At 47.8% G+C, this 21,183-nt stretch carries 19 protein-coding genes and 1 rRNA gene; 12 read left to right on the forward strand and 8 right to left on the reverse strand.

Going from position 1 to position 21,183, the window contains the following annotated elements; genetic code table 11:
- The first annotated feature begins 98 nt into the window (after nt 1–98).
- Nucleotides 99–213 (forward strand): 5S ribosomal RNA (gene rrf, locus ASC49_RS17695).
- 519 nt (nt 214–732) lie between these two features.
- Here the strand turns inward: rrf and ASC49_RS17700 are convergent.
- Together ASC49_RS17700 and ASC49_RS17705 are read right to left on the reverse strand one after the other, a co-directional pair.
- Nucleotides 733–2,076 carry a DUF2254 domain-containing protein gene (locus ASC49_RS17700; protein ID WP_055464577.1) on the reverse strand — a complete coding sequence of 448 codons (1,344 nt, stop codon included), beginning with the start codon at nt 2,074–2,076 and terminating at the stop codon, nt 733–735.
- Nucleotides 2,077–2,212: 136 nt separating this feature from the next.
- Nucleotides 2,213–3,019 carry a flagellin N-terminal helical domain-containing protein gene (locus ASC49_RS17705; RefSeq protein ID WP_055464578.1) on the reverse strand — a complete coding sequence of 269 codons (807 nt, stop codon included), beginning with the start codon at nt 3,017–3,019 and terminating at the stop codon, nt 2,213–2,215.
- A gap of 167 nt (nt 3,020–3,186) precedes the next feature.
- Here ASC49_RS17705 and ASC49_RS17710 point away from each other — a divergent pair, with 167 nt between their 5' ends.
- Nucleotides 3,187–4,182 (forward strand): phosphotransferase, encoded by a 996-nt coding sequence (locus tag ASC49_RS17710; RefSeq protein WP_055464579.1) that lies wholly within the window; start codon nt 3,187–3,189, stop codon nt 4,180–4,182.
- 76 nt (nt 4,183–4,258) lie between these two features.
- Here ASC49_RS17710 and ASC49_RS17715 read toward each other — a convergent pair whose 3' ends face one another.
- From ASC49_RS17715 to hrpB, 3 genes are all read right to left on the reverse strand, one after another.
- The gene (locus ASC49_RS17715; RefSeq protein WP_055464580.1) at nt 4,259–4,483 is read right to left on the reverse strand and encodes a hypothetical protein; all 225 of its coding nucleotides are present in this window, start codon (nt 4,481–4,483) and stop codon (nt 4,259–4,261) included.
- A gap of 21 nt (nt 4,484–4,504) precedes the next feature.
- Nucleotides 4,505–5,026: a DUF6795 domain-containing protein gene (locus ASC49_RS17720; RefSeq protein ID WP_055464581.1), complete on the reverse strand. Its 522-nt coding sequence runs from the start codon at nt 5,024–5,026 to the stop codon at nt 4,505–4,507.
- A 139-nt stretch (nt 5,027–5,165) separates the two neighbouring features.
- The gene (gene hrpB, locus ASC49_RS17725; protein WP_055464582.1) at nt 5,166–7,628 is read right to left on the reverse strand and encodes an ATP-dependent helicase HrpB; all 2,463 of its coding nucleotides are present in this window, start codon (nt 7,626–7,628) and stop codon (nt 5,166–5,168) included.
- Between the two features lie 203 nt (nt 7,629–7,831).
- On the opposite strand from hrpB, the gene ASC49_RS17730 reads away from it, so the two are divergent.
- The 10 genes from ASC49_RS17730 to ASC49_RS17775 all read left to right on the forward strand — a co-directional run bounded on the left by ASC49_RS17730 (nt 7,832) and on the right by ASC49_RS17775 (nt 18,098).
- Nucleotides 7,832–8,572 (forward strand): response regulator, encoded by a 741-nt coding sequence (locus ASC49_RS17730; RefSeq protein WP_055464583.1) that lies wholly within the window; start codon nt 7,832–7,834, stop codon nt 8,570–8,572.
- On the forward strand, nt 8,572–11,082 hold the full coding sequence (locus tag ASC49_RS17735) for a PAS-domain containing protein (RefSeq protein WP_055464584.1): 2,511 nt from the start codon (nt 8,572–8,574) through the stop codon (nt 11,080–11,082). The genes ASC49_RS17730 and ASC49_RS17735 overlap by 1 nt, the downstream gene beginning before the upstream one ends.
- Before the next feature lie 140 nt (nt 11,083–11,222).
- Entirely contained in the window at nt 11,223–12,242 is a 1,020-nt protein-coding gene (locus tag ASC49_RS17740; protein WP_055464585.1) for a sugar ABC transporter substrate-binding protein, read from the forward strand.
- A 107-nt stretch (nt 12,243–12,349) separates the two neighbouring features.
- Nucleotides 12,350–13,438: an ABC transporter permease gene (locus tag ASC49_RS17745; RefSeq protein ID WP_055464586.1), complete on the forward strand. Its 1,089-nt coding sequence runs from the start codon at nt 12,350–12,352 to the stop codon at nt 13,436–13,438.
- Nucleotides 13,438–14,232, forward strand: a complete 795-nt coding sequence (locus tag ASC49_RS17750) for an ATP-binding cassette domain-containing protein (RefSeq protein WP_055464587.1) — start codon at nt 13,438–13,440, stop codon at nt 14,230–14,232. Before ASC49_RS17745 ends, ASC49_RS17750 begins: the two co-directional genes overlap by 1 nt.
- A 35-nt stretch (nt 14,233–14,267) precedes the next feature.
- Nucleotides 14,268–15,242, forward strand: coding sequence for a substrate-binding domain-containing protein (locus tag ASC49_RS17755; RefSeq protein WP_082443874.1), 975 nt, complete (start codon nt 14,268–14,270; stop codon nt 15,240–15,242).
- A 97-nt stretch (nt 15,243–15,339) separates the two neighbouring features.
- A complete protein-coding gene (locus ASC49_RS17760) occupies nt 15,340–16,227 on the forward strand; it encodes an AEC family transporter (RefSeq protein ID WP_055464588.1) in 888 nt (295 codons plus the stop codon).
- A gap of 11 nt (nt 16,228–16,238) precedes the next feature.
- The gene (locus tag ASC49_RS17765; RefSeq protein ID WP_055464589.1) at nt 16,239–16,805 is read left to right on the forward strand and encodes a mechanosensitive ion channel domain-containing protein; all 567 of its coding nucleotides are present in this window, start codon (nt 16,239–16,241) and stop codon (nt 16,803–16,805) included.
- Nucleotides 16,806–16,890: 85 nt separating this feature from the next.
- A complete protein-coding gene (locus ASC49_RS17770; protein ID WP_055464590.1) occupies nt 16,891–17,166 on the forward strand; it encodes a hypothetical protein in 276 nt (91 codons plus the stop codon).
- Between the two features lie 107 nt (nt 17,167–17,273).
- Nucleotides 17,274–18,098 (forward strand): ion transporter, encoded by an 825-nt coding sequence (locus tag ASC49_RS17775; RefSeq protein ID WP_055464591.1) that lies wholly within the window; start codon nt 17,274–17,276, stop codon nt 18,096–18,098.
- 107 nt (nt 18,099–18,205) lie between these two features.
- On the opposite strand, the gene ASC49_RS17780 is transcribed toward ASC49_RS17775, so the two are convergent.
- From ASC49_RS17780 to ASC49_RS17790, 3 genes are read right to left on the reverse strand one after another with little or no spacing between them, the layout of a single operon-like run.
- A complete protein-coding gene (locus ASC49_RS17780; RefSeq protein WP_055464592.1) occupies nt 18,206–19,711 on the reverse strand; it encodes a tripartite tricarboxylate transporter permease in 1,506 nt (501 codons plus the stop codon).
- Nucleotides 19,699–20,151 carry a tripartite tricarboxylate transporter TctB family protein gene (locus ASC49_RS17785; RefSeq protein WP_055464593.1) on the reverse strand — a complete coding sequence of 151 codons (453 nt, stop codon included), beginning with the start codon at nt 20,149–20,151 and terminating at the stop codon, nt 19,699–19,701. The genes ASC49_RS17780 and ASC49_RS17785 overlap by 13 nt, the downstream gene beginning before the upstream one ends.
- Entirely contained in the window at nt 20,148–21,149 is a 1,002-nt protein-coding gene (locus tag ASC49_RS17790; RefSeq protein WP_245624758.1) for a Bug family tripartite tricarboxylate transporter substrate binding protein, read from the reverse strand. The genes ASC49_RS17785 and ASC49_RS17790 overlap by 4 nt, the downstream gene beginning before the upstream one ends.
- Between the last annotated feature and the right edge of the window lie 34 nt (nt 21,150–21,183).

Below are 21,183 nucleotides of genomic sequence, written 5' to 3' on the forward strand. Positions count from 1 at the left end.
CTTGGTTATCGACTATTTCAAAGTCTAATTGTTAAAGACTCAAGTTTACGAACTTGCGTGTTTTGATAACCACATCAGAACGAACGCAAACCCGTTTGCTTGACGATCATAGAGGCGTTGAACCACCTGATCCCATCCCGAACTCAGAAGTGAAAAGCGCCATCGCCGATGGTAGTGTGGGAGATCCCATGTGAGAGTAGGTCGTCGTCAAGCTTTTAATTAAGAAGCCCTGATCGCTAACGCAGTCAGGGCTTTTTTACGTCTGTCGAAAATGCCCGGCCTGATCCCATCCCGAACCCAGAAGTGACTCTTTACACGCCGCAGGCGCTCGTCATTATGCAAGGGGTCAGATCCCTTATCTGATGGCAGTCATTAGAAGCTGATGTGCGTGCAGGGATCTGCCCCCCGAAAGATTGTCTTCGTCTGCTCAGGTATCTAAAGAATGGCCATCGCATCTAAAACTTACGAATCTGATAGGTTTTTGCACGTCGCAGGTGCTCGCCATCGGATCCTATATGTCCTGTTATGGGATAGGTAAGAGTGGGCCGTACCGTAAACATACATACCCCTTGGTTAAATAGATTCAAGCGATGACACATGTACGAGATTTATAAATCGAGGCAGCAATGATCTAAAACTATAGCCTTGATCATTTCTTAGAGGATAAGATTTATTGCTCTTTAAGGTTTAGATTCAATGTATATAAGGTAGCTAAAGCCCGGCAACGTGCCGTTAGTCATGTACTTTGGCTGCAAAAATCAGTGAGTTTAAATCGTTCAAATGTTGTCCAGTGACAGCTTTGTCATTACCGGTTAATTCCTGTTTTTGCAGGTCGCTCTCCAACATCTCTTTTTGATTTGATATAAGTTTCCAGTGCTCTTGTGTCGAAGCTTGTTCTGCAATGCGAGTTAGACCTTCTAATAATCTTAATTGTACTGCTAAGTTGCAGCGAGCATTTTGACGGATCTGGTCGTAAGCCGTATTAGCTAAGTCTTTAAACGATGCAACTTTGAAAACGAGGCGTACTTCTCTGTCAGTATGGCATGCTATACCTTTGGGGAATGTCTGGCGGGTTAAGTTAGAGAGCGTAGAACTTAGTTTGTCGACGCAGGCAATAGCAGAAAAGGAATCATTAATACTAGGTGAAAGAGCACGTAGAGCGATCTCTACCAATTGCATGATCGCGAATTCAGGATCTTGAATAGGTGTACGCTTAGAGCCGAGGATAATGCAACTAAGAAGTTGCTGTTGTGACTCGTTCGATAAGTCCCCTGAACATTTTATAACAACCATATTACGCGTTACAAAGTCGCCAGGCCTGATAAGCAGCTCCATGCATTGGTTTTGCGTTGCGATTAGCTCTACTAAATGTGAGTAATTAATAGCTTGTACGTATCCAGAATGCCGGCTTTTAATCAGGCCGAAGCGACTTTTGAGAGACGCTAGCACAAGCTCTTTACAGCCTTTAACAGACTCATTATCTATTTGTTCAGAGAAAATATGTTCGATATTAAGTTGTAGCTGGCAGTAAATCTTTTCGATGACGGTATCGGCTTGTAAGTTAATGGCGACATGATGAATAAAGTAGATCAATAGGAATATGCTGAGTAACGTGAGTAGCATCGCACCACCTATTGCCAATCCCGGCAGATGATTCCCTTGCTCAAAATTATACGTTACACGAACGAGTACTAAGCAATACAGAAAAATGGCGGTGAAGGTACCAAGTACGATTTGGGTGTTCTGATCATTCATAAAGCTTCGTAGTAGCCTATGACCAAATTGCGACGAGGCATTGGTTAGAGCAACCATTGTGATTGAAAACGTAATACTCACAACTGTCATCAAGCTACCTGCAATGGTTGTGAGCAGGCTACGTGTAATAGCGCCATCAGAATGATATAGAAAATCTAGCCACGTTACTTTTTCTAACTCTGTCGTTGAATCAAGCCAGACAAGTGCAGCGCAAAGCGACAGTATGATGAGAATGATGACACAAGGTACAAACCAAAAGCTGGTATGAATAGTATCGTATGCCTTACGCAGACGATTGTTTTTAAATACATTATTAAGCACGTTAACTTCCATTACGCGTTAAGTTATCTGTGTAACTTAAAAATAAATACGAGCCAAATGTTTTAATATCAGCTCGCATTCTTGAATCATAAAACTAAGTTACCGGGATATGGGCGATTTTAAATGGGATATTAAGTTAGCTACTTAGTAAATTTAAACTTTGCCCTGCGTTTGCATTAGCTTGTGCTTGAACTGCAATGGACGAACGCTCCAAGATACTTGCCGCTATCTGATCGCTTACGGTTGCTGCGAAATCGGCATCTTGAATACGTGATCGTGCAGCAGATTCATTTTCTCGATTACTGAGCAGTGCATCAATACGGCTACTGAAAGCGTTTTGTGTCGCCCCATACTCTGTTTGCAGAGAAGAGATATTGCTTAAGCTATCGTCGATTGAGCTGAGTGTGCTTTCCAAGGCGTTCGCATCACTAATATCAAGCGAAAATAATCCACTGCTGGTTAAAGAGGCGGTAATGTCATTCGTGGCAACGTTAAAGGTTGAGTTACTATTCGGCCCTACCTGAAAACCAAGGCTGCCATTTTCGGTAAAGAGTTCTTTCCCTGCAAAGGTTGTGTTGCCAATAGTGCTTTGGATATTTTCCATAAGGGCACTGGCCTGTTTTTGAAGGGCTTGACGATCAGCGCTGCTGTAAATGCCATTACCTGCTTGCACAGCAAGCTCGCGTAAAGAGGTTAAATCATTAGTGATGGATTCCAGTCCACTTTGGGCAACCTGAGCTAAGGAAATGCCATCCATACTGTTACGAATAGCTTGGCCATTACCATCAATTTGACCTGTAAGCCGATTAGCAATCTGAAGGCCTGCCGCGTCATCTGCCGCACTGTTAATACGACGTCCACTAGATAAACTCTCCTGACTGCGGTTCAACGACTGAGATGCAGAGCTATTAATATAGTTGCTACCAACACCGTTTATACTCATAACAAATTCCTTGACCTTATCAAGTTAGATGACGTTAACTGGGCTAGACTCTAGTATAGACATAAATACACTAGAGCAAAAAACAAACACCTTATAAACTAAGCCTTTTTTATATTAGCCTCTGTTTGTGTGCATCCAAGGACAAAGCCATACCATCGCTTTTTAATATGACTGCTTTAGCGCCAGAATTTTTTATTAAACAGATCTTTCATGCCAGCTATGTTGAACAACAGCGATTACAGTCTCTGTGGAGCGGCTACGGTCATATTACTCGTTATCGTGTGAAAACAGACGCTGATGATTCAAGTGTCATTTTGAAGGCGATTGATTGGGGGAACGTTGCAAAACATCCTAGAGGCTGGCAGTCAGATCTTGCCCACCAACGAAAAATGGACTCTTATCAAGTGGAATGCCATTGGTATGCACACTGGTCGGCGACGACACAGGGAAGTATACGTGTGCCGCGCTATCTCGGTAGTTATCAACAAGCGACAGTGCTCTATTTACTGTTAGAAGATCTAGATGCCAGTGGTTTCAATCTGCGTTGCTCTCAGCTGGAGAGCAACCAAACGATGGTTGTACTTCATTGGTTAGCCAACTTCCATGCGCATTACTTAATCACCGATCCTGCTACGAACTGGCCTGAGGGCTTATGGCCACAAGGCACCTATTGGCATTTAGCAACGCGTCCGGATGAATGGCAGGCCATGGTGGACGGACCATTGAAAAAGTCAGCTAAAGCGTTAGATTACACGATGCGCGATTGTTCTTATCAGACCCTTGTCCATGGTGATGCTAAAATCGCGAACTTCTGTTTTCGGAGGGATTTAAGCGAAGTGGCTGCAGTCGACTTTCAATATATTGGCCGCGGCATTGGCGTCCAGGATGTGGCGTATTTTTTGGGTAGTTGCTTAAGTGAACCGCAACTCGAGGAGGATTTAGAGTATCTTCTGGATATATATTTCAGTGAATTGGCGCGTTGTATTATCGCCCGTGGAGAATCCCCTGATCTTGCTGAGTCCGTGACACAGGAATGGTATCGATTATTTCCTGTAGCGTGGGCAGACTTCCATCGTTTTATCATGGGGTGGAGTCCAAACCATGTGAAAAATACGGCGTTGAGTCGCCGACTCACTCGGCTAGGGCTACAGGCATTGAACTAGGAGCTCAGTCTCTGCTTTAGCTTAATGCAAAAAGAGATAAGTAATGCAGTTCCAATCAGGTGCAGTAAAGTCATGACTAACGGCACGCTATTTTATAGTTGCCTGCCCCGCGAGCGCAGACTCCAAAACCATCTGAAACTTGGATTAATCGAGACCCAACATCGGCATGTAAATGAGCTGTATTCTCGCGTTCCGAGCTAAATTCCTCCCTACCTAAAAATGTAGATAAAGAAAAGTTATCTATAACACCATAAACTTCATCGGCTAAAGAGGCGGCAACATTTGGGCTGATAGTATCCATTATCTAACTTTCCTTTAATAACTAGTTCCAGTGACAGTTTGTACCTATGAAGCCTCTTTTTCCGGTATTAACTCGTTTTGCTCCAGCCGTAATCTCACAAACTAAGTTATTCGGGCGTTGATTATTAAACTCGTATAACTCAGTAGGCTCGACCTTGGCTCCCCCCCAGATTTGAGTCTCAGCATTTTGATATTGAACGAATATTTGCTGATGAACTAAGAAGCCTGTTGGCGTTAAGTATGGTTCAGTAAATTCCCAGAAAACCGAGTCGAATTGAAAATGTCCGTTTGAGTCTGTTGTGGCTTTGTCTTCGCCTTTGCGGCCAAAGAGTTCATATTTTCGTATTAATACTGCATCAGCCGCTGGTTCCCCTTCATAGAGCAGCTGTCCGTCAAAGCCTGAAAAAACACAGCCAGTCTCTTTCTTTTTGAAAATCCCCATTCCATCATCTCCATATACTGTGGACGATAACCAAAGCACTAATAAAAACAGCTTGGGGTGGTCACGCATTGCTTGAATGGTTGAATTAACAAAAGAAGACATGAGCAATCCTTTCCCTGTGAGCGCTTAACGTTACTTTGATTAAGAAACAGGCGGGATTATGGAAGAGAGTACATTGATAATAAAAGGGGTTTGTAAATAGTTTTCAGGAAGTTGACGTATCTATCATGGTACGCGAGCATTACAAGTTCCGTAATGCTCGGTTGGTTTTTGCTGTTGCTTCGGCGGTTAACGGGTCTTCTGGCCACGGATGTTTAGGGTAACGGCCGCGCATTTCTTTGCGCACTTCTGGGTAAGCTTCTTTCCAGAAAAACGCTAAATCCATGGTGACGGCTAGAGGGCGCTGCGCTGGCGACAGCAGTTCGATTTTAACCGTTTGCCCCGCGATCACAGGGCTTTGTGTTTCACCAAACATTTCTTGTAGCTTGACGCGAATCACCGGCTGTTCGCCTTGGTAATCTACTTTTATGGTTGAACCTGAAGCCACGGGAATCCGAATGGGCAAGGTCTTTAACGTTTGTTGCTGCGGCCAATCCAATAGTGCCATCAGAGGGTCAAGAAGGGATAATTTCTCTAATTGTTGAATGCGCGTAACACCCGTCAAGAAGGGACCGAGCCAATCCTCTAATCTATCTAACAGGCAGTCATCAGAGGCGTCGGGCAGAGTGGTATCAAGATGCTTGTGGGCAAATTGGAGCCGTGCCCGTAGCGCTAAGCTGTCCTCATCCCAATTCAGCACCTGCAAACCTTGTTGGCGAATATAGTGGCACGTTGCCTGTGTGATGGCCTCGGCAGGCAGATCCGTTAAGCGCTGTTGCTTGAGCTTTAACTTGCCTAGCCAAGTTTCGCTAACACCGGCTAAACCGCCACTCGACTTATCCCATTCGCAGCGCTCGACGGTGTTTATTTGATCCGCTAGGGCTTGCTCTAATTCAGCAAACGTAATTGGACAAGTAAGGTAGAGCCAGTCGGCGTCGCGCTCTGCATGACCGCCTAGCTCTAAAGCAATCAGAAGCTCGCTGCTGGCTTGTGAGTCATGGTTGGCGAGCAGGGCCTGTCGGCCATTGCTTAACTTAAATAAGGTTTCGCTGCCTTGCTGACGTTGACGCATAGCGATGCGATCAGGAAACGCCACCGCCAAGCAAGCCGCCAATGAGTAAGTTTGATCAGAACTATTTTGCGGTAAGTGCCTGTTTAATGCATTTAGGGTGCGTTGCCACGTTTTACTCTGGTGAGCAGAGGAGATGGCTGTTTGCAGATGGGAGTCTTGGCTCTGCTTAGACAGGCCTTCGTAAAGTAGGGCTGCAACAGGCAAGGCTTGTTGTGAGTCTCCGTGGCGACTGGCGACTAGTAAAAGGCATGCTAAGCGCGGTGGCAATGGCAGGCTAGCAAGAGCTTCGCCATCAGCGGTGAGCGTCAAGCTGTGCCCTGATTCAAGCAACCCAAGCTGTGTTAGCAAGCCTGTTGCCTGTTGCCAATGCGCCAACGGAGGCAAGCTAATCCAGTTCAATTCCTCTCGCTTTTGTGCCCCCCAGCGAGCGACATCCATGACCAGATGACTAAGATCTTCGAGCTCGATTTGTGGTGCATTATGGGCACTTAGGCGGTGTTGCTGATCGGCAGACCACCAACGATAGCAAACACCGGCTTGCAGACGGCCAGCCCGTCCCGCACGCTGAGTAGTTTCCGCTTGCGAGGCGCGGCGTGTGTGCAAGCGTGTGGTGGCGGTTTTAGCATCAAAACGTGCCTCCCGCGATAAGCCTGAGTCGATCACCACGCGAATCCCTTCAATGGTTAAACTGGTCTGTGCAATGCTAGTGGCAAGCACCACTTTACGTTGACCAGTCGGCGCAGGCGCAATGACTTTTTCCTGTTCTGCCATGCTCATATCACCATAGAGCGATAACAACTCGGTATTGTCCGGTAATTGATCTTCTAAAAGGCTTTCTACTTTGCGAATTTCCCCTTGGCCTGGCAAAAACACTAAGACCGAACCGTCTTCTTCGCGCAGTGCTTGTTGAATCTGCTTAGAAACTTGCACTGGCACGTCTTGCTGTTTTAATGAAAGGTTGGCATAACGCATCTCGATTGGGAACTGCCGACCTTCACAAACAATCGGCTCGCAATGCAGCAATTCGGTTAATCGTTCGCTATCAAGAGTCGCTGACATCACTAAGAGTTTAAGTGGATCGTCTTCGCGAAACAGCTCCCGTGCTTGTAGGCTTAAGGCAAAGGCTAAATCAGAATGCAGGTTTCGCTCATGGAATTCATCAAAGATAATGAGAGCGACATCCTCAAGACTGGGGTCGTCTTGCAACATACGGGTGAGAATTCCCTCCGTCACGACTAGAATCTGGGTATGTGCGCTTTGCTGGCCTTCTTGGCGGACTTGATAACCCACTCGTTGTCCCAGCGGTTCGCCTAATTGATCTGCGAGGCGTTTGGCAGCGGACTTAGCTGCAAGGCGGCGCGGCTCTAGCATGATGATTTTACGCTTGCCCAGCCAGCTCGCTTCAAGGAACGCCAACGGCACAACGGTGGTTTTACCAGCCCCCGGCGCAGCTTCTAAAATGGCCTCATGGTGCTGATTTAACTGTGATTGTAGTGCTGGAATGATAGAGTAAATAGGCAAAGCAAACGTCATAGGTGTCCCCTGTAGCGATGCGTCCATGATAGCGGTATTTGCTTTGCTTTTCAGTGTTTCCAGGTGTTGAACATGCCATAGACTGAAGCTGAATTAAGTGATTTGAGTGGTGGTTAATGGCTGATTAACAATGGCATGATAATGCTTTCTGTGGCGCCGGCCGCTCCAGCTAAATGATAAAAAATAAAAGGATAGAAAACTGCATGAACGAGCTCGGTAAAAAGACCCTGTTGATCGTTGATGATGAGCCCGATATTCGTCACTTACTGTGTGATGCTTTAGCGCAGAAAGGCTATCAAGTTTTGGATGCGGAAAATGGTGCTCATATGTGGCGTTGTTTAGAAGTGCAGCCGGTGGATTTGGTGTTGATGGATTTGTATCTGCAAGAAGAAGACGGACTACAGCTGGCGCGTGAAGTGCGAGAACGCTTTGATGACATGCCGATTATGATGTTGACGGGTAAGGGCGATGAAACCGACCGTATTTTGGGGCTAGAGCTGGCGGCGGATGATTACATGATGAAGCCATTTAACCTACGTGAACTGACGGCTCGGATTCATGCGTTGTTACGTCGCAGTGCGCGCCAAGCCCCTGCACAGCAACCGATTAACACCGATCACGAATGCTTGTACTTTGGCAAATGGACCTTGGACTTAACCTCGCGCCAGTTACGTGATCAGCAGGGTGAGGAAGTGATCTTGACCCTTGGCGAGTTTTCGCTGTTAGAAACGTTAGCGACCCGACCGGATCGTGTGCTCAGTCGTGAGCAAATCATCGACCTGAGTCGCGGCTTAGAAACTGAGGTGTTTGATCGCACGGTCGATGTCTTAATACTGCGTTTGCGTCGCAAGCTGGAAGTTAATCCCAAAGCGCCGGAATTTATCAAAACCCAACGCGGCCTCGGGTATTTATTTCAAGGGCCTGTTGCCAAGAGTGTCAGCTAATGCGTCAGGTCAGTATTCGCCAAAAAGCGTCCTTGGTGATTTTATCCATCACGGTTGTGGCGCTGTTTATGGTGGCGATTGGCTGGCAATCCATGCGTATCAGTGAAGCGTCGTTATCGGAATTCGAAGCGCAAACTTTACCGGAAATCAGTACCGCTCTGACTCTAGCAGAAAGTGTCGCACAATTGGCCGCGGCCGCTCCGTATACCGCAGGTTCTGCACGCCCGTTTCAGCTACAAACCGAATCGGAGCGACTCAATCGGCGTATTACTGATTTGCGTAGCGTCGCGGATAACCTCAAAGACACCGCCTTTCGTGCCCAAATTGAAGAACGCTTAGAGAGTCTAGAGACGACGCTCGATGAGCTAGTGGAGCTGGTGCATGAAGAGCTGTACATCCGTGAAGACAGCTTGGCGCAACAGTTTGCAATTCGCCAAATTTTACCAACGACTTCCCAGCAGAAAACGCTGCAAGAGTACCAAGTGCTGGCTTGGTTGCTACGCTTGATTGAAAAGCCTGGCCAAGTGGCGCAGCAAATCGTCCAAGAGCTGAACATACTGGATGCCTCACCAGAGGTGAAACGCATAGCTGAGTCGTTACTTAAAGCACAACAACGTCTCAATGACATTCAAGATCGCAAAAGCTACCTCCTGATTTCCTTGCGCGCAAAATCCGAACAGCTCAGCGCTCAAGTCAGTGAGTTCGTCGGTGCGTTGCAAAAACAAGTCTCTCGACAACGCCTTGAAGTGGGGCAAGTGGTTGCCAATGGGCAGCTGTGGCTAATGGGAATTTCTCTGTTCTTAGTGGTTGGCTTGAGCTTGTTATATCGCTCTAGTCGCCGTATGACCCGAGACTTAGAGTCGGTCACTCAGGATATGGAAGAATTATCCCTTGGGCAGGTAGATCTGCGTAATCCTCAAGTCAAACGCAATGATGAAATCGGTACGCTGGCGAATGCTTTTGAGGTATTTCGCCGCGACGCCATTCGGCGTTTGGAAGTGTCTGCTGAGCTATCAGAGCAGAAACGTCTCTTGGAAACCATCTTCGACAATATGAACGATGGTTTAAGTGTGTTTTCCGAGAAAGGTTTATTGATCGCTTGGAACAAAGGCTATGAAGCACTGTTCGATATCCAATCGGATCAACTGTACCATGGCATGCCACTTGCCGAGGTACAAAAGCTGATCACGCAAAGCTCCCACAAAAACCTCAATATGGAAAATCAACTGGTGCACATGGATGAGGTGAATGCCTCGCGTCACCATCGCAGCCAGAGTTTTGAGCGCCATTTTGACTCGGGTAAAATCATAGAGTTTCGTTCCAAACCTATGCCAGATGGTGGTTTTGTCACGCTTTATACTGATTTGACGGAGCGTAAGAGCGTTGAGAGTCAGCTGCGTCAGGCACAAAAAATGGAAGTGCTGGGGCAGCTCACCGGCGGTGTCGCCCATGACTTTAATAACCTACTTGCAGCGATTATGGGCAACCTACAAATGCTGTCCGACTCTGAGCCGAAAACCGACGATCAAGCACGCTATGTGGAGCGTGCTTTAGCGGTGGCTGAGAAAAGCAGCAGTTTGGTACATCGTCTACTGGCCTTTAGTCGCCGTCAGCAGCTTTTCCCTGAACCGACGCATGTGGATGATTTGATCGAGGGCATGCTGGATCTGGTTGAGTACAGTGTTGGCAACCATATTCGAGTGGAAGTGGATTTAAATTGTCCGAAACAATACTGCCTGATCGACCCTTCTCAGCTAGAGAATGCTTTGCTGAACTTATCGCTTAACAGTGCTGCGGCTATGGCTCGCGGAGGGACTTTAAGCTTTTCCACCAAAGCGACGACTCTGCCGGATTCTGATGTAGCGGGCGTGCGTATCAAAGTAGAAGACACCGGCAGTGGTATTTCTGAAGAGGTGCTTGGACGCATTTTTGAGCCGTTCTTTACCACCAAGCCTGTGGGCAAAGGCAGTGGCTTGGGGCTCAGTATGATTTACGGCTTTGTGAAACAAAGTGGCGGTGAAATTCGTGTCACGTCCGAAGAAGGCCAATGGACCAAGGTATGCTTATTTTTACCTCTCATGGCGACGCAAGACGCTGCGGGCAAGCCTTCTAAATTAGAAAGCCTACCTGTGGTTGAAGTGCCGCAAGATGCCGTGATTTGGTTGGTTGAAGACGATCCCGAGGTCCGACGAGTGATGCGTGAACAGCTGCAAAAGCTTGGCTGCATGGTACAAGACTTTGAGCGCGCTGAAGACGTGCTGGACGCGCTCAATCGCTCATTTCATCCTGATCTTATTATGAGTGATGTGAACCTAGCGGGTGAAGTGCATGGTGTGACTTTGGCGCATACTTTGAAACAAAACAGTGCTTGGGTCGGGCAAGTATTGCTCATGTCTGGGCTACCCATCCAAGAATTACGCGAAAGTTATGGTTTAGAACAAGACGATTTGATCTTATCTAAACCTTTTACAATCAATGAGTTACAGAGGGTTTTTCGATTTAAGATGTGAAATGTTACAAATATTTCACGCCTTCCTTAATTGCTGAAATTTTTCATTAGTTTTCATAGACGATATTTCCATGAGAAACAGCGGTGACTGACTGTTTCGACGGCATAAGCCAGAATAAAAACAATATTGGAGTCGTTTTCATGAAATTTAACTACCGTACACTTGCTTGTCTTGTTGCTGCCGGCGCTCTGTCTACCTCTGCGATGGCGGAAACTCCTATCATCGGTCTGATCACTAAGACCAATACCAACCCATTCTTTGTCAAAATGAAAGAAGGTGCTCAGGCCAAAGCCGCTGAGTTAGGGGTTGAGTTACGTACTTTTGCTGGCCGCTACGACGGCGATAATGAAACCCAAGTCCAAGCGGTTGAGAACTTGATTGCCTCTGGTGCTAAAGGGATTCTGATTACCCCAAGCGATACCGCGGGCATTGTGCCAACCATTCAAAAGGCTCGCGAGGCCGGTTTGTTGGTGATTGCACTCGATACGCCATTATCACCAGCGAGTGCCGCAGACATGACGTTTGCAACGGATAACTTTAAAGCCGGTGAAATGATCGGTATGTGGGCCAAAGCGAAAATGGGTGATAAAGCCAAAGACGCCAAAATCGCTTTACTAGATCTTAGCACGAGCCAAATTACGGTAGACGTAGCGCGTAACCAAGGTTTCTTGAAAGGCTTCGGTATTGATCTAAACAATCCAAACTACATGGGCGATGAAACCGACCCACGTATCGTTGGCAACGACGTGACCCAAGGCTCGGAAGAGGGCGGACGTCGTGCCATGGAAAACCTATTGCAGAAAGACCCAGGCGTGAATTTGGTCTACACCATCAACGAACCTGCAGCAGCAGGTGCTTATGAAGCGCTGAAATCGTTTGGAATGGAAAAAGACGTGCTGATCGTATCGGTCGACGGTGGCTGTCCGGGTGTGCGTAACATCCAAGACGGTGTGATCGGCGCGACGTCTATGCAATTCCCTCTCAGAATGGCCTCTGAAGGTGTAAGTGCGATCGTTGAATTCGCCAAAACGGGTACTCGCCCGACTGCTTCTGACGGCCTAGATTTTTACGACACAGGTGTTCAGTTGATCACTGATGAGCCTGCCAACGGCGTTGACTCGGTGACCTCGAAAACAGGTCTGGCGATGTGTTGGGGCTAACGCAAAAGTCGTTCGTACTTTTATCGCCTTAGAACATTTTAGGCAAACTTGCCTGACCCCGCTGGCTGATGCCGCCAGCGGTGGTTTTTCTGCTTGGAGTTATTCATATGAGTTCTGCTAACCCAAAACCGTCTGCACCGGTATTAGATCACGATAAAGTCGCTGATCAGGCTGGCAGTGGTAGTTATGTAGCGAATTTCGAAAACAAGGATACGCCAGTTCAGCGTTTCCAAAAATTTCTTCATAAGTACCCGGTCGCAGCGCCAACCATTGTGCTAGTTTTAGCCATCATTGGCTTTAGCTTATTGGTTGGAGACCGTTTCTTACATCCATTTAACTTATCTTTGGTCTTGCAGCAAGTCACCATCATTGGTGTGATCGGTGTCGCGCAAACCTTGATTATTTTAACAGCCGGCATTGATCTATCGGTCGGTGCCATCATGGTATTAGCATCCGTCGTGATGGGGCGTATGGCGATTGATCATGGCTTGGATGCGAGTGTGGCCTTGCTGATTGGGATCAGCGTCGGCGCTTTGGCGGGGTTAATTAACGGCACGCTGATTACGCGCTTCAAACTTCCACCTTTCATCGCCACGCTAGGTTCTTGGAATGTGTTTTTTGCCTTAAACCTTTGGTACTCAAAAAGCGAAACCATTCGTTCACAAGACATTGCTAATAACGCACCACTGTTGCAGTGGTTGGGCGAAACGATTTCATTCTTTGGTGCTCGGCTGACCTATGGCTCCTTGCTGATGTTGGCGCTGTTTGTGGTGATCTGGTATGCCCTGAACTGGACTGCTTGGGGACGACATGTGTACGCCACAGGGGACGATCCTGCTGCGGCGAAACTCGCGGGGATTCGCACGGATCGCATTCTGTTGTCTGTATATGTGTTGGCGGGTGTAGTGTGTGCCATTGGTGCATGGGTGTTGATTGGCCGTATCGGTTCAGTCTCTCCTCAAGCGGGTTACACCACTAACTTGGACAGTATTACCGCAGTAGTGATCGGTGGCTGTAGTTTATTCGGTGGGCGTGGCTCTATCTTTGGTACTTTAATTGGTGCGCTGGTGGTTGGGGTGTTCCGCAATGGTTTGGCGCTTGCTGGTGTGGATGTGCTTTGGCAAGAATTCACCGTGGGTATTTTGATTATTGTCGCCGTTGGCGTAGACCAGTGGATTCGTAAGGGGACAGCATAATGACAGCACATTACGATCAACAACCTGTATTGCAAGCGCGCGGTTTGGTGAAACGTTACGGCAGTGTAACGGCCATTGACCATGCGGACCTGACCCTTTACCCAGGGGAAATCTTGGCCGTTATCGGCGATAACGGTGCTGGTAAGTCTTCCCTGATTAAGGCCTTATCAGGAGCCTTGGTACCAGACGAAGGGGAAATCCTGCTAGACGGTAAACCTGTGCACTTCAGCTCGCCCATGCAGGCACGAGAGTTGGGCATCGAAACCGTTTATCAAAACTTGGCGGTGTCACCCGCGTTAAACATTGCTGATAATTTGTTTCTTGGCCGAGAGTTGCGTAAGCCGGGGATTTTAGGATCTGTTTTTCGTATGCTTGATAAGAAAGCCATGGAAGAACGCGCACAAGCCAAGATGAAAGAGCTGGGCTTGATGACGATCCAAAATATCTCCCAAGCAGTGGAATCCCTATCAGGTGGTCAGCGACAGGGCGTTGCCGTAGCACGCTCTGCGTTGTTTGGTAGTAAAGTAGTGATTATGGACGAGCCAACCGCGGCACTTGGAGTAAAAGAATCTCGTCGAGTGTTGAATTTGATTAAAGAAGTTCGTGATCGAGGCTTACCGATCATCTTGATCAGTCACAACATGCCACATGTGTTTGAGGTGGCGGATCGTATTCACGTTCACCGCTTGGGTAAATGTGCAGCGACCATCACTCCTGAGACCCATACCATGTCGGAAGCGGTTGCGATCATGACTGGGGCGATGGAAGTGGACTCAAGTACTCAGGCTGCGTAAAGTTAAGCCCTTGCGAGATGTAGACTGAGGTAACCATGACAGTGCAAACCATAAAGCTGGCGCTAAAGCGCCTGTGCAGGGCGCTTTCACAAGGAGTGTTTGCAGGCATCCTGTCCTGTGCCTTGGTCTCTTCTTCTGCGACGGCAAGTGATGCGCAAGACCAGCCGCTACGCTCGATTGGTATCAGCGTAGCGGACTTAGGTAATCCTTTCTTTGTCGAACTGGTGGATTCCGTCACTCGACGCGCGAACGAACTAAACAACGGGCAGTCGGTTGAGGTAATTGTCCGTTCAGATGCCTATGATCTGCGCCGTCAAGTACGCCAGCTGAATGAATTTATTGAACAAAAAGTCGATCTGATTGTTTTAACTGCTGCGGACGAATACAAAATCGCTCCCGTGGTGGCCAAAGCTCAGCGCGCTGGCATTAAAGTGATTGCCGTCGATGTCAATGCCCATGGTGCGGATGCGACCATCACGACTGATAATGTCCAAGCGGGAGTGGTGGCGTGCGAGCGATTGGCTAAGGAAATTGGCTACACAGGGCAGTTTGTTATCATAAACGGCGTATCCGTTTCATCTGTATTAGAACGGGTAGCGGGCTGTAAGTCGGCGATCAACCGTTATCCTGATATCACCTTGCTGAGCGATCGTCTAAACGGGACTGGTAGCCAAGAGGGCGGTATGGAAGCCATGACCTATTTAATGGAAGAGTACGAGCATTTAGACGCGGTATTTGCGATCAATGATCCGACGGCATATGGCGCTATGATGGCGGCACAACAAGCGGGGCGTAGTGAATTTGTCTTGGCCTCTGTCGACGGCTCCAGCTTCGCCATTGATACCATCCAGCAACCTAACCTCTGGATTGCTACCGCCGTACAACGCCCACGTTTAATGGCTGAGAGGGCCGTTGAGATTGGCTTGGCTCTGCTTAAGGGTGAAGACGTGCGGCAGCGTTTTATTCTCATTCCAGCCCAGCTGGCGGAAAAGCATGGCTCTGAAAAATAGCCTAGAAAATCGCGCATAAATAAAGTATTTCTGCTCCTAGCATTGGTGTTTGTAACGATCCTCGATACCCTATCAGCTTCATCGTCAAGGATCAGCTATGGACGCTTCACACCTATTTCAACAGATTTTTAATACCGTATTTCCGCTACTGATTATTGTATTGATCGGCTTTTTCTACGCCCGTGTTCGTCCAACGGATATGACAGTGGCTAACCGTATCAATATGAGCGTGTTTATTCCCGCTTTGATTTTCTCGGTCATGGCAGCGAAAGATTTTCAAATCCAAGCCTATCAACCTTTAATTGCTGCGGCGGCTTTCGTGGTGATTGGTTCTGGTTTTGTGGCGTGGCCGATTGCCAAGCTTTTAGGCTACGAGTTCAAGACTTTTGTGCCGCCCATGATGTTTAATAACAGCGGTAACTTAGGCATTCCGCTAATGGTGCTGGCATTTGGTGAACAAGCCTTGCCGATTGCTGTGGTGATGTTTCTAACGGAAAACTTACTACACTTCACGGTAGGCATGTACTTGCTGAATCCAAAAACCAACCTCTTAAATTTGCTAAAAATGCCGATGATTATTGCCACGGCACTTGGCTTGGTGTGGAGTATTCAAGGCTGGTCGCTACCGTCTGCAATCGGTACGGGGGTGGATATGCTTGGACAGATTTCAATACCCTTAATGTTATTCGCGCTCGGTGTTCGTATGACGGATGTGGATTTTGCACAGTGGCGCATAGGTATTATCAGCGGTTTGGTCAGCCCGTTAAGCGGCTTGGTGGCTGCGTTTGTATTCTATTGGCTGTTTGGTCTCAATGAAGAGTGGTTTGCCTATTTGGTGGTATTTGCTTGTTTGCCGCCTGCCGTCTTGAATTATATGGTGGCTGAGATTTTCCAGCAGGAGCCGCAAAAGGTGGCCTCCATTGTACTGCTGGGTAACTTAATGTCACTGGTATGCATCCCCGTGGCGCTGTATTTTGTTTTGTAATGGAGCACTCTATGTTGGTTCAAATCGGCTTGGTAGCCTTGTTGGTTCTGGCGTATGCCATTGCTATGCGCTTAAGCTCAACCGCAATCCATTCGGTTGGTTTGCGCCGCTCTTTGAATGATTTGCGCGTGAGTCTCATCTCGAAAATGATCAATTTAGCACTCACGGCTGTTTTTATCTTTTCGCTGTGTGTGGTGCTTGGCGTTGGCTATGGGCAGTTAGCGGTGTTCTTTTCTTCGGTCTTTGCCGTGGTGGGGGTGGCCCTTTTTGCGCAATGGTCGATTCTTAGTAACATCACCGCCAGTCTGATCATCTTTTTTGGCTTCCCATATCGGGTCGGTGATTGGATTAAGGTCGTTGATAAAGATGAAGAGATTCTCGGACAAATCCATGAGATCTCAACCTTTCATGTGATTATTACTCGCCTCACTGGCGATACGGTGACGTATCCTAACAGCATGATGTTGCAGAAAGCTGTGATTCGCTTTCGTGATGAGCAAGAGGCAAAGCGCCATTCTCAGCTGCTTAAAGAGGTTGTCGAAGATGACAACACGGTCACAGGAAAAAGTAAAAATTGATCAAATTTCACACAGCACTGTGAGGTTGTGGCATACTATCTGACCTTGTCTTATTTATGTTCCGCAAGCTCGGTAGGAGAGTTCAATGAAATCCAAGCCCGAAGCCCTGATCTCTAAGCATCCCGGCCTCATCCACAGTGACGCTTTGAAAGTGAAATCCCATGTTCAGCGTAACCAAGAAGATTGGGTGCTGCACACACTGATGATTGAAGGCTATGATGTACCGTTTCGCTTTAGACGCCAAGGTAAGTATCATTCGCTGCGCGGCGCTCGTGTGAATTTAACCTATTACCCAGCTCAAGAATCCGTGGCTGGGATTGATATGGAAGTAATGAAGGTCGTGCGCGTAAAACGCAGTTAACGTTCTTTACTCGCGCTGATTAGCATTCGGGATAATATTTGATTTGTCATTGTCTGAAGGTACTCTCTGCTCAGTTCGAGCTTTTTCATTAGGAGTAATTTCAGGTAATGACAACTGCCCTTTCTCAGTCTTGGTTAAGCACCTTTAAACGCATTGAGCGTAGTGCTTGGTTTCAAGGCTTTATCATCAGTATCATTATTATCGCCGCGTTGACAGTTGGCGCTAAGACCTATCCATTGCCTTACTCTGTCGAGTTGGCTATTAACTATCTTGATACGCTCATCACTGTTTTCTTCCTCGTGGAAATCTCGCTTCGATTTATTACTTACGAACGTAAGTCGGCGTTTTTTAAAGATCCTTGGAATATCTTTGATACGGTGATTGTTATCGGCAGCTTAGTACCGATTTCTAATACAGACATGGTGCTTGTAGCGCGCCTATTACGTGTATTACGCGTACTACGTTTAGTCTCCATCATTCCGGATTTACGGGTGTTAATTAACGCCTTGCTAAAAGCTATTCCGAAGATGGGCTACATCGCCTTGCTGATGTTTATCATCTTCTACATATTTGCCGCAGTTGGCTCGATCTTCTTTGAGCACATTAATGAGACGCTGTGGGGCGATATCGCCATCTCAATGCTGACCTTGTTCCGTATCGCTACGTTTGAGGATTGGACAGACGTGATGTACGAAACGATGGCGGTGTATCCACTCAGCTGGATTTACTATGTAGTGTTTATCTTCTTAACTGCATTTGTGTTCCTCAACATGATGGTCGGTGTGGTGCTGGAGGTGATGAGCCGCGAAACCGCCGCAGAAGAGCACCAGAATCAAGAAGACCATCACCAAGCTTTGGTTGGCCAGATCTCACAACTGCAGCAGCAAGTGCAGGCCCTGAGCGACAAGCTGGATCGTAAAGACCAATCTTGATTTGGCGCATCTGATACCCATTGCGTTTTAATGTTTATTTGCGGGATTTTCGCGGACTTCTGGGAGGAGAGTGGAGGCCTAGCACTAGGCCTCCAAGGCAGGTCAATTTAGTGTTTGTTAATCCTTGCTCGTAGGATAGGGCCAACAATCACAGGAATAACCAGTCCCGCAATCGCGATGCTCCACAGTCCAATGGACAGGCCGCTGTCCCACAGCATGAGCCAATTGCCATCGTGAATCTGCATAACATGGCGCAGATTCTTTTCCATTTCAGGTCCCAATAGCATACCCAAAATAATGGGCACTAGCGGGATGTCAGCCTTGCGGAAAATGTAACCCATGACGCCAAACCCAATCATAAAGCAAAGATCGAAGGCTGAGCGACTGATCGCATAAATGCCCACAAAAGCTACCATGGTCACAATAGGTAGTAGGTAGCGTGGCGGGATGGATAAGAGACGAACAAAAATCCCCACAAGCGGTAAGTTCAGCAGTAATAGCAGAATATTACCTAGCAACAAGGCGGCAATGACGCCCCACACGATGTCCGCATTTTGAGTAAACATCAGCGGACCAGGGGTAATATTAAACGAGACTAACATAGCCAACAGCACGGCTGTGGTGGCACTGCCGGGTATGCCTAGCGTCAGCATCGGTACTAAAGCGCCCGAAGCAGCGCCATTGTTTCCGGCCTCTGGGGCTGCAATACCGCGTGGATCACCCTTACCAAAACAGCCTTTAGCACCGACGAGGCGTTTCTCCAGCGTGTAGCTCACGAAACTTCCCAAAGATGCGCCGGCACCAGGTAGCACCCCGGCAATAAAACCAATTACCCCGCCCCGTAGCGATGTCGGTAGGATTTGTAAGACGCTTGCAAAGCTAAGATGCAGAGGGTTCATCTTGATCTCACTGCGAGGCGTCGAACCTCTGTGAGCCTCGATGAAAAGCAACAGCTCTGAAATGGCAAACAAGCCCACAATCGCGACGATGAAATCAATGCCTTCAAAGAGTTCCAAGATATTGAAGGTATATCGCTGGGTGCCCGTTGATAGATCAATCCCGACGGTTGCGATGGCTAAGCCAAGACCAGCCGCCAGTGCAGCCTTGGCCGGGTTCTTGCCAGTGACGCCTCCCAATGTCGCAAAAGCGAGTACAAATAGTGCGAAATATTCAGCCGCACCAAAGCTCAGAGCAAACTTCGCCAGAATAGGTGCTAGGAAAATTAAGCCAATAGTAGCCACCAAACTGCCGATAAATGAAGCAAGTGCCGACAGTGCCAAGGCTTCCGCTGCTTTTCCCTGTTGCGCCATTGGGTAGCCATCTAAACAGGTCATCATGGCTGGCTCATCGCCTGGAATATTAAGCAGGATGGAAGAGATCCTTCCGCCATACATGGCGCCTGCATATACAGAAGTCAGCATAATCAATGCTGTCTCAGGCGACAGACCCAGTGTAAAGGTTAGAGGGATCATAATGGCAACGCCATTGGCTGGGCCTAACCCTGGTAACGCACCAATTAGCGTGCCAATAAAACATCCCATTAATGCGTAGAGGAAGTTATTCAGGCTTAAAGCCGTACTAAAACCATCCATTAATAAGCTTAGAGTTTCCATACTGCCTCCCAAGGCCCAATGGGCAGAGGCAATGCCAGCCCGAAGTGAAACAATAGAAATACCAGTGTGCTGCTGCAGAGTCCGGTTATTGCGGCATGGAAGGGCTTAACGCCCATACGCCAACATAAGACCGCGACCATAAGCGAAGTGGCTAAAATGAAACCAAGTGGCTCCATAATAAAGACGTACAGCACCAGTACGGCTAGCACAAGCAGCAGCTCAGGCAAGGCCTTGGTCTTGAGTCCTTCTTCTACGGTGTCTGGTTTAACGATCATGTATACACTGCAGAATCCGATTAAGAACGCGAGTATTTTCGGGAAAGTGGCTGGGCCAACACTTTCAGGGCCAGCAAAAGCCGCAGGGAAATTGAATGCTCCCCAGCCGTATGCAACGGCTAGGGTCAGCAATAAAAGGCCCAGTATACGGTCCAAATTTATCATTTGATGATACCAATTTCTTTCGAGATAGTAGCTAAAGAGCCAACCTGCTTGTTGACGAATTGATCAAAGTCTTCCCCAAAAAGGCTGAATGGCTCTAGACCGTTCTGGACCATCGTCTGCTTCCATTCATCCGTCTGGCTGGCCGCTTTTAGATTGTTCACCCACCATTGGTAGGCTTCTTCTGGTACCTCTTTAGGCATGTAGAATCCGCGCCAGTTACTCGCTTCAACATCCAGGCCTAGCTCAAACGAGGTTGGGATGCTGTCCAGCGGAGGGCTAAGGCGGTCATGTCCCAATACCGCCAGTGGTTTGAGGTCTCCAGACTCAATAAAGCCTTTAGTTGACGAGGCAACGCCAACCAACACATCGATGTGACCACCTACCACTTGGGTAACAGCGGAACCACCGTTGTTATAAGATAAGTATTTGATCTGTTTTAGATCAGACAGACCGGCGGAATGAGCCGTCATCAGTATTTTTAAGTGATCCCAACCACCGATGGCACTTGCCCCAGCAAAAGTGAGTGAGCTTGGGTCGTTCTTTAATCGCGTGATAAGTGTTGCTAGCGAGTCGATATCGGAATCTTTACTGACTGCAATAATACCTGGATCCGTACCAATGGCTCCGACCCAACGCACCATATCCGAACTCATCCCCGGAAACTGATTCTGTGCTAAACGAGCGGTTGTGGCGGTACTGGCTGCGGCCAGTACTTTTGGGTCATGGCTGCGCTTAGTGATCATATGAGCAAACCCCACACCCCCGCCGGCACCAGGCATGTTAAGTGTTTGTACGGTAAGGTCACCGTGGCTGAAGTTATTCAATAGACGGCCAATACTGCGACAGGTAAAGTCCCAGCCACCACCAGGTCCGGCTGGGGCAATACAGTCAACCTTTCCGGTAATCAATGGCTCAGCCGCATTGCTCAATCCGCTGGTCATTCCAATAATAAGAGAAGCTGTTGCAAGCGCTAGTTTGGTTTTTGTTCTTGTTTTCACTTTTCGATCCTCGCTGTTGTTTCGTAACAGTTTT

It is taken from the genome of Marinomonas fungiae (assembly GCF_001418205.1).
Taxonomy (GTDB): domain Bacteria; phylum Pseudomonadota; class Gammaproteobacteria; order Pseudomonadales; family Marinomonadaceae; genus Marinomonas; species Marinomonas fungiae.

Coding starts and splice junctions, on each gene's coding strand:
- ASC49_RS17705 (WP_055464578.1), bottom strand. CDS start 3,019: ATGAGTATAAACGGTGTTGGTAGCAACTATATTAATAGCTCTGCATCT.
- ASC49_RS17710 (WP_055464579.1), top strand. CDS start 3,187: ATGACTGCTTTAGCGCCAGAATTTTTTATTAAACAGATCTTTCATGCC.
- ASC49_RS17715 (WP_055464580.1), bottom strand. CDS start 4,483: ATGGATACTATCAGCCCAAATGTTGCCGCCTCTTTAGCCGATGAAGTT.
- ASC49_RS17720 (WP_055464581.1), bottom strand. CDS start 5,026: ATGTCTTCTTTTGTTAATTCAACCATTCAAGCAATGCGTGACCACCCC.
- hrpB (WP_055464582.1), bottom strand. CDS start 7,628: ATGACGTTTGCTTTGCCTATTTACTCTATCATTCCAGCACTACAATCA.
- ASC49_RS17730 (WP_055464583.1), top strand. CDS start 7,832: ATGAACGAGCTCGGTAAAAAGACCCTGTTGATCGTTGATGATGAGCCC.
- ASC49_RS17735 (WP_055464584.1), top strand. CDS start 8,572: ATGCGTCAGGTCAGTATTCGCCAAAAAGCGTCCTTGGTGATTTTATCC.
- ASC49_RS17740 (WP_055464585.1), top strand. CDS start 11,223: ATGAAATTTAACTACCGTACACTTGCTTGTCTTGTTGCTGCCGGCGCT.
- ASC49_RS17745 (WP_055464586.1), top strand. CDS start 12,350: ATGAGTTCTGCTAACCCAAAACCGTCTGCACCGGTATTAGATCACGAT.
- ASC49_RS17750 (WP_055464587.1), top strand. CDS start 13,438: ATGACAGCACATTACGATCAACAACCTGTATTGCAAGCGCGCGGTTTG.
- ASC49_RS17755 (WP_082443874.1), top strand. CDS start 14,268: ATGACAGTGCAAACCATAAAGCTGGCGCTAAAGCGCCTGTGCAGGGCG.
- ASC49_RS17760 (WP_055464588.1), top strand. CDS start 15,340: ATGGACGCTTCACACCTATTTCAACAGATTTTTAATACCGTATTTCCG.
- ASC49_RS17765 (WP_055464589.1), top strand. CDS start 16,239: ATGTTGGTTCAAATCGGCTTGGTAGCCTTGTTGGTTCTGGCGTATGCC.
- ASC49_RS17770 (WP_055464590.1), top strand. CDS start 16,891: ATGAAATCCAAGCCCGAAGCCCTGATCTCTAAGCATCCCGGCCTCATC.
- ASC49_RS17775 (WP_055464591.1), top strand. CDS start 17,274: ATGACAACTGCCCTTTCTCAGTCTTGGTTAAGCACCTTTAAACGCATT.
- ASC49_RS17780 (WP_055464592.1), bottom strand. CDS start 19,711: ATGGAAACTCTAAGCTTATTAATGGATGGTTTTAGTACGGCTTTAAGC.
- ASC49_RS17785 (WP_055464593.1), bottom strand. CDS start 20,151: ATGATAAATTTGGACCGTATACTGGGCCTTTTATTGCTGACCCTAGCC.